At 58.4% G+C, this 12,255-nt stretch carries 6 protein-coding genes; 5 read left to right on the top strand and 1 reads right to left on the bottom strand.

The features are described from left to right. Positions 1–118 precede the first annotated feature (118 nt). Positions 119–1,264, bottom strand: a complete 1,146-nt coding sequence (mdoC, locus tag B880_RS0122690) for a glucans biosynthesis protein MdoC (RefSeq protein WP_017349757.1) — start codon at positions 1,262–1,264, stop codon at positions 119–121. Positions 1,265–1,531: 267 nt separating this feature from the next. Here mdoC and B880_RS0122685 point away from each other — a divergent pair, with 267 nt between their 5' ends. The 5 genes from B880_RS0122685 to B880_RS0122665 form a co-directional block, all read left to right on the top strand. Beyond that, entirely contained in the window at positions 1,532–3,067 is a 1,536-nt protein-coding gene (locus tag B880_RS0122685; protein ID WP_157060610.1) for a glucan biosynthesis protein G, read from the top strand. Then, positions 3,060–5,600 (top strand): glucans biosynthesis glucosyltransferase MdoH, encoded by a 2,541-nt coding sequence (gene mdoH, locus B880_RS0122680; protein WP_017349755.1) that lies wholly within the window; start codon positions 3,060–3,062, stop codon positions 5,598–5,600. The genes B880_RS0122685 and mdoH overlap by 8 nt, the downstream gene beginning before the upstream one ends. Before the next feature lie 352 nt (positions 5,601–5,952). Beyond that, on the top strand, positions 5,953–7,884 hold the full coding sequence (locus B880_RS0122675; protein ID WP_017349754.1) for a type VI secretion system Vgr family protein: 1,932 nt from the start codon (positions 5,953–5,955) through the stop codon (positions 7,882–7,884). Then, positions 7,884–8,312, top strand: a complete 429-nt coding sequence (locus tag B880_RS0122670; RefSeq protein ID WP_017349753.1) for a DcrB-related protein — start codon at positions 7,884–7,886, stop codon at positions 8,310–8,312. The genes B880_RS0122675 and B880_RS0122670 overlap by 1 nt, the downstream gene beginning before the upstream one ends. Before the next feature lie 29 nt (positions 8,313–8,341). Then, a partial coding sequence (locus tag B880_RS0122665) for a DUF6531 domain-containing protein (protein WP_017349752.1) occupies positions 8,342–12,255 on the top strand: 3,914 nt, incomplete at its 3' end.

Raw genomic sequence — 12,255 nt, 5'->3', positions numbered from 1 at the left:
GGATTTCGGAGGGCAGGGGGATCGGAGCGAGCCACGTCGCAGCCCGATTACCCTGACAGGCCGAGGCATCTCGGTTTCACAGACGATTGTCCTGACCTTGACCAGCCCAGAACCCGAACTATCCCCGCACCGTTGCCACTTTGCGCTGCTGTGGTTTGCCGGAGAACAGAAAACGCAGCAGTGGGATGCGCAAATGAATTTCATACAGCAGAAATGCACCGGCAAACACGGTCGTCAGGCCGAGTAAAAAGCCTACGGTATTATTGCTGATATGCGGGGTGACAAAAATGCCATACAGCAGCGTCAGTGGATGGTGCACCAAATAAATAAACAGTGAAGCATTCACCAGATACATAATGCGCGGAGAATGAGAGTTGAGCGCTTTATAACCGAAACAGAAACACACATTCAGCATACACAGGCCCATCAGCGTCGAAATAACATTATCGATCTCATACAACCAACCGGCACCGCTGCTAAAACGCTGATTAAGAGAATAAGCAATAAACACCGCGATCGTGCCGTAACACATCCACGGATTAAAACGGATAAACAACTGCTTCAACGCCTGATGCTTCCACGCCAGGGCGCCCAACATAAAGAAAGGCAAATAAAACAGCGGCACCATCACCACATTGTTAAACAGGCCATCAGACAACAGCTGTGGCTGGGTCAGGAAAATCGCCCGACGGAACAGATCCAGCAACAGAACCCACACCATAAATGCCAGCGTAATCTTGCCCCAGCCTACCTGATCGTAATCACGCTCATGACGCTGGTTACGCAACCAGCGGAACATCACCATGCCGGATGTGGTCAACACCACCAGCACCAGTAAAAACCACAGATGGGAAATCAACTCCCACACCACATTATTGTACTTATCGTACAGGCTCAGGCTGTCCCAGTTGGCCATCTTCGCCGTCCAGGCCTTCAGCATAAAAAATTGCGGCAACGTAAACAGCGGAATGGCCGACAGCAGCGGAATCCCTACACGCTCCAGACGCACCTTCAACCAGCGGCCTGGCGAATAGCGCAGATACAACATATAGGAAAAATAACCGGAAATAACAAAAAACACCTGCATCCGAAAGGCGTGAATAAAATCGTTAAACACCGTCAGCCACACCGAAGGCTCAGCGCTGTTCACTGCCCAGGCCTGCATCGAGTAGATCAGGGAAACATGGAAAGGAACCCCAAGTAACATCAGACAAGCCCGAATGGAGTCGAGAAAATATTCACGTTGTGCTTTGTTTTGAGTCATATCGTTCCACTTACAGCTGTATCACCAGCGTTTCACCCTGAAACACCTATTCTGTCAGAGATAAATTCTACCTGCGCTAAACAGCGTATACTATCAGTGGATTCTGTGTCGGTTAAAAATCCGAAACATGCGCCCGGAATGTTAAAATCCGGGAACAATCTGATCCACATGCTGTCGGAAATCCGGATATTCCTTTAAGATATGTGGGTTTGGGTAAAGCACACGAAAGGGGGAGATGTGCTGATTAACGAAAAAAATACAAGCAAAATGTCTAAAATGCGCTGGATCGGCGCAGCCGTTTTGCTTGCGTTGTATGCGAACAACAGTTGGGCATTCAACCTTGATGATGTGGCGAAACAGGCGAAAAACCTGGCAGGGAAAGGCTTTGAAGCACCAAAAAGCAACTTACCTTCTCAGCTGCGTGAAATGAAATTTGCTGACTACCAGCATATTCAGTTCAACCATGATAAAGCCTACTGGGGCAAACTGCGCACGCCGTTTAAACTGGAATTTTATCATCAGGGGATGTATTTCGAGTATCCGGTAAAAATCAATGAAGTCGCGGCTAACGCGGTTCATGAAATTAAATACAATCCTGATTACTTTAACTTTGGCAACGTCAAAGTTGATAAAGACCAGACAAAAAACCTGGGCTTTGCCGGCTTTAAAGTGCTTTACCCACTTAACGAGAAAAACAAAAGCGACGAGATCACCAGCTTCCTCGGCGCCAGTTATTTCCGCGTGATTGGTGCAGGCCAGGTTTATGGTCTCTCCGCGCGAGGCTTAGCGATTGATACCGCGCTGCCTTCCGGTGAAGAGTTCCCACGCTTTAAAGAGTTCTGGATCGAACGTCCAAAACCACAAGACAAACAGCTGGTCATTTATGCCCTGCTGGACTCCCCGCGCGCCACCGGTGCGTATCGCTTTGTGATCCATCCGGGCAAAGACTCGACGGTTGACGTTCAGTCGAAAGTCTATCTGCGCGATCAGGTGGGCAAACTGGGCATCGCACCGTTGACCAGTATGTTCCTGTTCGGGGCTAACCAGCCTTCTAACATCACTAACTTCCGTGACGAGCTGCATGACTCCAATGGCCTCTCGATTCACGCCGGTAACGGTGAGTGGATCTGGCGTCCGTTGAACAACCCGAAACACCTTGCGGTCAGCACCTTCACCATCGACAGCCCGAAAGGCTTTGGTCTGCTGCAACGTGGCCGTGACTTCAGCCACTATCAGGATCTGGACGATCGTTACGATCTGCGTCCAAGTGGCTGGGTTGAACCACAGGGCGACTGGGGCAAAGGCCGCATTGAGCTGGTTGAAATCCCCACCGCCGATGAAACCAACGACAACATCGTCGCGTTCTGGACGCCGGAAAAACTGCCGGATGCCGGTAAACCGCTGGACTTCAGCTATCGCCTGCACTTCACCCGTGACGAGAACGAACTGCACTCGCCGGACACTGCATGGGTAAAAGATACGCTGCGCTCTGCGGGCGACGTCAAACAATCAAACCTGGTGCGTCAGCCTGACGGCACTGTTGCCTTCACCGTGGACTTCGTGGGTAAAGCCATGAGCCAGCTGGCAGCAGATACGCAGGTAGCACCGCAGGTTAGCGTGGGCAGTAACGCCGATGTAGTAGAACAGAGCGTGCGTTATAACCCGGTTACGAAAGGCTGGCGTCTGGTGTTGCGTCTGCGTGTCAAAGATAACAAGCAGCCAACCGAGATGCGTGCCGCACTGGTCAGTGGTGACAAAACATTGACGGAAACCTGGAGCTATCAGTTACCTGCCAATGAATAATACGACATTTGTTCCCGAAAATTATGTGGAGGCCCTCCCGCTCGACGCGGAGGGTAGGGCGCATCTCAGCGCCTCGCTCCACAATGCCACGGCGTTTCATTTCGTCCATGAAACGCTGGGCCATGATGAGGCGGCCAGCGACAGACCCGATGACGCACCACTGAAATCGGTCTCTGCGCGCGTGCAAATGGCCTGGCCGGATTCCGTCGCCAACGGCGAACAGTTCGGCAAGGACTACCTCGATCGCACCACCTTAAAAGCGATGCCGAAGGTCAAACGCTCGCTGATGTTCCCTGAAGTCTGGCGTACTAACCCGATTGTGCGCGCCTGGAAATCGGTACGCGGCGAAAAAAGCACCTCGCGCGGACGTGCTCGTTCAGAAGAGAAGTGGCGTCACGTGGGGACTCTGCGTCGCTACATTCTGCTGATCCTGACCGTATTGCAGACTGTGGTCGCCACCTGGTACATGAAAACCATTCTGCCTTATCAGGGCTGGACGCTGCTTGATCCTCTGTCGCTGTTCAATCAGAACTGGTTACAGTCGGTGGAGCTGATTCTGCCTTACATCTTGCAGACCGGGATTCTGTTCCTGTTCGCGATCCTCTTCTGCTGGGTCTCGGCGGGCTTCTGGACCGCCTTGATGGGCTTCCTGCAACTGCTGATTGGCCGTGATAAATACAGTATCTCGTATTCAACCACGGGGGATGAACCGCTTAACCCGGAACATCGCACCGCGCTGATTATGCCCATCTGTAATGAGGACGTAGAACGCGTCTTCGCGGGCCTGCGTGCCACCTGGGAATCGGTCAAACGTACCGGTAACGCCGAACATTTCGACGTTTATGTGCTCAGTGACAGCTACGATGCGGACATCGCCATTGCCGAACAGAAAGCGTGGATGGAGCTGATCCGTGATGTTGGCGGGGAAGGCAAAATCTTCTATCGTCGCCGTCGTCGTCGCGTGAAACGCAAAAGCGGTAACATCGATGACTTCTGCCGTCGCTGGGGCAGCAACTACAGCTACATGGTGGTGTTGGATGCCGACAGCGTCATGAGCGGTGACTGCCTCACCGGGCTGGTGCGCATGATGGAAGCGAACCCGAAAGCCGGGATCATCCAGTCGTCGCCAAAAGCCTCGGGCATGGACACGCTGTATGCACGCTGCCAGCAATTTGCCACCCGCGTGTATGGTCCGCTGTTCACCGCCGGTCTCCACTTCTGGCAATTGGGTGAATCCCACTATTGGGGGCATAACGCCATCATCCGCGTGCAGCCGTTTATTGAACACTGTGCGCTGGCACCGCTGCCAGGCGAAGGTTCGTTTGCCGGGTCGATCCTGTCCCATGACTTCGTCGAAGCTGCGCTGATGCGCCGTGCTGGCTGGGGCGTGTGGATTGCGTATGACCTGCCAGGTTCGTACGAGGAACTCCCGCCAAACCTGCTGGATGAACTGAAGCGTGACCGTCGCTGGTGCCACGGTAACCTGATGAACTTCCGTCTGTTCCTGGTTAAGGGGATGCACCCGGTACACCGTGCGGTGTTCCTGACCGGTGTGATGTCATACCTCTCTGCGCCGTTGTGGTTCATGTTCCTTGCGCTCTCTACCGCTTTGCAGGTGGTGCATACGCTGATGGAACCGACCTACTTCCTGCAACCTCGCCAGCTGTTCCCGGTGTGGCCGCAGTGGCGACCGGACCTGGCGATTGCGCTGTTCTCTACCACTTTGGTACTGCTGTTCCTGCCGAAGCTGCTCAGCGTGGTGCTGATCTGGTGCAAAGGCGCGAAAGCCTATGGTGGACCGATTCGTCTGCTGTTCTCGCTGATCCTCGAAATGCTGTTCTCGGTCCTGCTGGCTCCTGTGCGCATGCTGTTCCACACGGTGTTCGTGGTCAGTGCGTTCCTCGGCTGGGAAGTGGTGTGGAACTCACCGCAGCGTGATGATGATGCCACGCCGTGGGCAGAAGCTTTCCGTCGTCATGGTTCGCAGCTGCTGCTGGGTGTGGTCTGGGCAACCGGCATGGGTGTGCTGGACCTCAACTTCCTCTGGTGGCTGGCACCGATTGTCTTCTCGCTGATCCTGTCACCTCTGGTGTCGGTGATGTCGAGCCGCGCGACCCTGGGCCTGAAAAGCAAGGCGGCGCGTCTGTTCCTGATCCCGGAAGAGTACGATCCCCCGCGCGAGTTGCTGGATACCGATCGCTATCTGCATCTCAACCGCGGCCGTGCGCTGAAAAATGGCTTTATGCATGCGCTGTTCCACCCGGCGTTTAACGCACTGGCAACGGCTCTGGCAACCTCTCGTCACCTGAAAAGTGAGTTGCTGGAACACGCCCGTGACCGCCGTGTTGATCAGGCGCTGAGCGATGCGCCGGAAAAACTGAGCCGCGAGCAGCGTTTACAGCTGATCAGCGATCCTGTGGTGCTGGCGCGTGTACACACCCGCCTGTGGGAGAATGGGGCGAAGTATCATCAGTGGCTGGAAAGCTACCAGAAACTGACGATCAATCCTCAGGCCCTGCCACCGCGCAGTTGAATGGCAGCTTGTCGTAATTAAATCAGCCCGGGCATTTCAGTCCGGGCTTTTTTTATGCGTGAATTCACAATAAAAATATTCTTACCAGGTGAACTATTCATTATTAATGGATTTTCAGGTGCTCAATAATTAGTGGTTCCCCTAATAATATATTCAAGACCATGCTGATATTCCCCGCCTGATCTTATTTCCAGGCGCTACGCCTTGCTGGCTCTGCCCTGGCGCAATGAGCGGTTCCGCTAGCTCGCCGAGGGGTAAAAATAACAGTGGCGATCGTTTTTTTATTTTGCCACTATCTGCGCCGAAAACTTCAGTACACAGCCCCCTACATAATAATCTTAAAGGATTAAGTATGTTCGAACGTATTTCTGTTTCGCTCCCGGATGTTGGCGCGGAATTGTTATTCTGGAAACTAGAAGGCAGTGAAGAAATATCGCAGTCGTTTCAGCTCAACGTAAAACTATTAAGCCTGGCACCGCGCATCGATCACAAGGTACTGCTCGGCCAGCCGCTGACGGTCAATATTCCTACCTCACGTATGCTCAACCCAGTGCGTTATCTCAACGGCAAAATCACCGCAGTCACGGTTGAACCGACGGTGATCGCCGAGCAGCGCTACACCTGTTACAGCCTGACGCTGGAATCGGATCTCTGGCCGTTAAAGCATGACCGCAATATGCGCATCTTCCAGGCGGTAAACGTGCCGCAAATCGTCAGTAAAATTCTGAAAGAGTATGGCGTTGACGTGGAAAGCCGACTCACTGGCCACTATCGCCTGTGGGAGTACTGCGTTCAGTATCAGGAATCGAGCTACGACTTCATCATGCGTTTGATGGAGCTGGAAGGTATCGCCTTTTTCTTCCAGCATCAGGCCGATCGCCATACGCTGGTGATGATTGATGATGCCGCGCAACATAAACCCTGGCATGGCTATGAATCGGTTGCCTGGCACGACACGGCAAACGGGGGCACCACGTTGATGCAGGGCATTGGAAAGTGGAGCATTACCGGGCAAGTCACGCCGGGACGCTACTCAACCGATGACTATGACTTTCGTAAGCCCTATGCCAACCTCGACCAGATTCTGCACAATCCTGCGTCACCCCATCCCGGTGCCATCGACTACTACGACTGGCCAGGACACTACACCGACCATCAGCACGGCGAACGTTACGCCCGCATCCGCCAGCAGGCATGGCAGGCCGCGCATCAGCGCATCAATGCCAGCGGCACGGCGCTTGGGTTGGTACCAGGCTGTACCTTTGCCCTCACCAATCCGCCATTTCCTGCCGATGCCGGGCACTATCTGGTGGTTAAAGCAAAATATAATTTGCAGGAAAATAGCTACGCCAGCGGCGGGGAGACTCCCGTACATCTACTGAATATTGAGGTGATACCGGCGAGTACCCCGTTCCGGCGGAAGGCAGAAACGCCCTGGCCGCGCACTTGTGGCCCGCAAACCGCGCGCGTCATGGGCGCTAAAGGGCAGTCGATCTGGACCGACAAATACGGGCGCGTCAAAGTGAAATTCCACTGGGATCGCAGCCAAAAAGAGGACGACACCTGTTCTTGCTGGGTGCGAGTCTCCAGTGCCTGGGCCAGCCAGGGCTTTGGTGGCATTCAGATCCCGCGCGTGCAGGATGAAGTGGTGATCGACTTTATCAATGGCGATCCCGATCGTCCGATCATTACCGGGCGCGTGTACAACGAAGCGAAAATGCCGCCGTGGCAACTCCCGGCGGCAGCCACGCAAATGGGCTTTATGAGCCAGACCAAAGATGGCGTGATCGACCATGCCAACATTCTGCGCTTCGATGACAAAAAGGGCGCAGAGCAGGTCTACATCCGGGCGCAGCGCAATATGGACACCACCGTGCGAAACGATGAACAGCACGCGGTGGGCGGTAACTATGCCTTTGATGTCACGGGTAACGTGCACAGCCGTGTTGATGGCAAACGCCTGCAACAGACGCAACTCACTGAAAACCATCTGATCGGCGGTGATTACTTCTTACAGGTTAAAAATCATGTTGTGGTCGCTTCCGGCGGGTTGCTGTCGCTGGCGAGCGGCGACAGCCTGATCACCCTCAATCCCAACGGCACCATCACCCTGCAGTGCAACAAGCTGGAGGTTAACGTCAAGGGCGAAGCCGCCGTTAAAACCGGTGACTTGCTAAACCTCAACACCCCCGGAACGAGCTTCACCCTTCATATGTCGGCGACCCCCGATGAAATCGCGGCTGCGGTACAGCAGGCATTCAGTCAAAAAAAGGAGCATAGCTGATGACGCACTATCACCTTACCGAAGGTTCACTCTCGCTTCCCGTGGCTGTCCGTGATGAAAGCATCACCCTGCTGCGGCTCACCAGCCTGAATGCCACGCTGACCATCACGCGCGAATGGGGAACCATGGCCGAGGATGTGGAGCGCTATCTGCCGCAGCAGCTTGAACGTTTTTCACAGGAGCTGCCGCAGTTTACCGCAGAGCAGATCACAGAGGCGCAGCTGGGCGAGTTTGCGGCGCAGCAGGTGGATGCCTGCTTCCGCCGACAGCAGATAAAAGTGGTGCAGAAACTGCTGCTGGCGTGGGTCGGTGACCATCTGCTGACGCTGGCGTTTAGCGCCCCGGATGCCTTCACTCCGGAACAGCTACAGGGCTGGCGCGAGATCTGTGCCAGCTTCCAGCCGCATCAGGATACTCGGGTCGTTTAAGTCGACTCAGTTGAGCAAGGGAGTGTGTAATGAGCGATAACAGCCTGCTCGCAGCCCGTAGCGGGGATGTGCTGGAGCACCCGTCGGCGCTGGCGGATTTTGTCAGCGGCCTGGCCGAAGGCGCGATTTACGCGGCGGTGTTTATCGGCGGCACCGCGCTGGCCGCAAGCGGCGTCGGCACGGCGATTGGCGTGGCGCTGGTTGTCAGCGCCACGGTGGACGGCTTCCCCGAGCGCTGGGGCAACGCCGCTGCGGAGGCAGCCGACAGCCTGGTCAGCCTGCTCGGGCTGACGCCCACGCCAGACGGTATTATCGTTACCGGATCGCCCGACGTAATGATTGGCGGCAAACCGGCAGCCCGCGCGGCGGGCCGAGCCGATCCTGCCCATTTCAGCCGACCTGCCACCGACGGCGAAGACAGTGCCCTGGGGCAGGCGCTAAAAATGGCGGCGGCCATCAGCGCGGTGGTGATGCATCCGCAGGCGCTGGTGGCGGCAGTGCGCGACGGGCTGAGTGACGCCGACGGCGCCGCGCTGCTGGAAAACATCCTGACCGACATGGTGCAGCCGCTGGTGACTGGCGCGGCCCCGCACACCACGCCCGCCGGGGAGGACCGCATCGAGTGCAGCAAACTGCATCTCATGCCCGGCCCGCTGTGGCTGGCGGAAGGATCGGACAAGGTGTTTATCAACGGCCAGCCCGCCGCCCGGCACGGCGACCGCAGCACCTGCGAGGCCACGATTAAGGTGCTGGAAAATCACCGCGTGCGCATCGGCGGCAATCCGGTAGTGGTGCGCGACATCCGCAGTGGAAAAAATGCGCTGGCGTGGTTCGTCGGCTCGCTATCCGGCGGCAAGGCGCTGCAGCGGGCAACCGAACTGGTGCAGCACCTCTATCGGCGGGTACGTACGGCCCGCATGCTGAAAAATATGCCCTGTCCGTTCGGGGCCGGGGGCACGGCGGCTGCGGCGGCAAAACGGGCGCAGTTGCCTGCCCGCGCCATGCAGACGGCGCACCCGGTAAATCTTGCCACCGGGGCCAAAATCCTCGCCGGAGAAGAGGAGCTGGATTTCACTCTTGATGACCGCATACCGCTGCGCTGGCAGCGTCTCTACCACAGCCACAACGAGGCGGAAGGCATGCTGGGACGCGGCTGGCTGCTGGCCTTTGAGACCCGACTGTGGGGAGAAAGGCGCGCAGACGGCACGCTGCATCTGCGCTGGCGTGACCCGGCCGGACGCGAATGCCAGCTAGGCGAGATTGCCCCCGGCGACGTGGTGCAGTACCCCACGGACGGCCTGACGCTGTTTTGCAGCATCAACGGCGTGCTGCTGCTGCAGGACGCAATGGGAGAAAGCCAGCGCTACGCCCCGGACCCGCAGCAGCCGGGGGAGTGGCAGGTGGTGGAGATTCATGACCGCCACGGCAACGTGCAGTACCTCGACCGTAACGACGCCGGACAGCTGGAATTTATCTCCGGCGACAACGAGGCAATGAAGGTGCACCTGCGTTATCACCCGGCGCACGGGCGGCTGGTCTCGGTGCATCAGGTGATGCAGGAAGACGGCTGCGAATACCCGCTGGTGACCTATGACTACAACAGCCAGGGGCAGCTGCTGCGCGTCACGGACGCAGACGGCATCGCCACGCGCACCTTCAGCTGGCACGGCAACGGGCTGCTTGCCGCACACGGCTACGCGGGTGGCCTGCGCGTCAGCTACGACTGGCAGCCGGGCGAGACCTGGCGCGTTTGCGGCTATCGCGTGTATGACGACACCGCGGCGGAAGAGGGTGAGGATACGCAGCCTCTCCCAACGTCAGAATCTCCTGCTCTTTCCGGCGTCCTCACCGGCCCCGGCGCGCAGCCCGAGAGCCGGGGGCTGCTGGAAAGCTGGTACATAACCGTGGACGAAAACGCCCGCTGCGCCACCGTCACGCAAGCAGGCGGTGCCACTACCCGCCACTACTGGGACACACAGCGGCGCATCGTGCGTTACCTGGACCCATGGCAGCACGAGTGGCGCTACGTCTGGGCGGCGCACGAAGAGCAGCTGCTCAGCACCTATACCCCGGATGGCGCACGTTGGCGCTACGGCTACGACACGCGCGGCAGGCTGGAAGACGTCACCAGTCCGCTGGGGCGCACCCGCGCTACGCGCTGGCATCCGCTGTGGGCGCTGCCGCTGTGCGAAGTGGATGAAAGCGGCGGGCAGTGGCGCTGCGAGCGCAACGCCACTGGCGATATTATCAGCATGACGGACGCGCTGGACGCCACCACCACGTTTACCCTCAACCGCTACGGTGAAGTCATAACGGAGACCGATGCGCTGGGCAATCGACGGGAATTCCGCTACGACCTGCGCGGCCGTCTCACCGGGCGTACCGACTGCTCGGGCCAGCGTGCCTGGTGGCGCTATGATTCACACGGCTGGCTGAGTGAGGCCAGCGACGAGGCGGGCAATATCTACGCCTGGCAGTGGAGCCCGGCCGGCAGGTTGCAGCGCACCGAACCCCCGTCCCATAACGAGACCCGCTACCGCTACGACAGCGCGGGACGCTACTGCGGAGAAGAGACCTGTTTGCTGGTCACCGCGTTAACGCGCAACGCGCGCGGGCAGGTCACGGCCAGTACCAGCCCCGCCGGGCGTATTACCCGTTGGCACTATGACAGCAGCGGGGAGCTCAGCGCGGTGATTAACCCGAACGGCGAACGTTGGCAGTTGGCGCGCGATGCGGCGGGCCGCCTGACCGGGCAGACCGACTACGCGGGCATCGGGCAGCGTCTGGGCTATGACGCCTGTGGGCGAGTAACGGACATCACCGATATACCCTCAGACATTGCTATCGCGGCAGGCGCGGAGCCGCCGCCGGACCCGTGGGCGTGGACGCGCGAGCCGGTGAACATCCGTCCCGTCCTGCCACCCGTTCCACCGCAGTACGCCGGATGGCAGGAAGATTTGCCCCCGACGATGACGCCAGTGACCCTGCGCTTTGGTTACGATGCCGAAGGCAGGCTCATTAGCCGCGACAGCGCCGACAGCCATACCCGCTACCGCTATGGCCCGCGCGAGGTCACAGTACAGCGCGTCAGCCAGGCGGGCTTCTCACATGATGGCGAACCGGAATGGGCGGAGACGCTACGTTTCAGTCATGACGCCGCCGGTCACCTGCTGGAAGAGTCCGGCCCGCACGGCGCGTGGCGGGCAGAGCGTGATGTTCTCGGCAGTCTGACGCGGCTGGATCACCCGGACGGCAACAGCGAACACTTTCTGCGCTACGGCGGCGGCCATCTGCTGACGCGTCAGCTGGAGTATCAGGGCTGCAAAGTCGAAACCGCCGGGTATCAGCGTGACCGTCTGCATCGCGAAGTCTCGCGCAGCATGGGCGAGCTGACCCTGTGTACGCGCTACGACGTTGATGGCCACATTACGCAACGCAAAAGTGCGCCGCTGACGCGCAGCAGTGACTGGCGTCCGGGTGGCATTCTCAGCGCGGAAATCCTTGAGACCCCCGGCGGCGCGGAACACCGCAGCTATCGCTACAGCGCCGACGGTGACTTGCTGTACAGCCGCGCGCTGGACGAGGAGCATTTCAACTACGACCCGGCGGGCAACCAGACGGAGCGCGCCGACCAGCGCGTGTGGCGCAATCTGCTGACCCGGCTGGGCAACGTGGCACAGCGCTTCGACGGTTTTGGCCGTGTGTGGCAGCGTACCCTGCCGGGCGGTGTGCGTCAGCGGCTGTTCTACAATGCCGAACACCAGCTGTGCCAGGTCCAGTTTAGCGGGGATAAGGTGTTCAGCCACGCCGAGTATGCCTACGATGCGCTGGGCCGCCGCAGTCGCAAGGTGCTGCATCGCCACACGCCGGCGGGACGCGCGCCCCTCCCGCCGGAGACGGTGACGTTCATCTGGCAGGGCACGCGGCTGGCAGAAGAGCGCAG

Source organism: Pantoea sp. A4 (assembly GCF_000295955.2).
Lineage (GTDB): Bacteria > Pseudomonadota > Gammaproteobacteria > Enterobacterales > Enterobacteriaceae > Pantoea > Pantoea multigeneris.
This window is presented reverse-complemented; position numbering and strand designations above follow the sequence as displayed.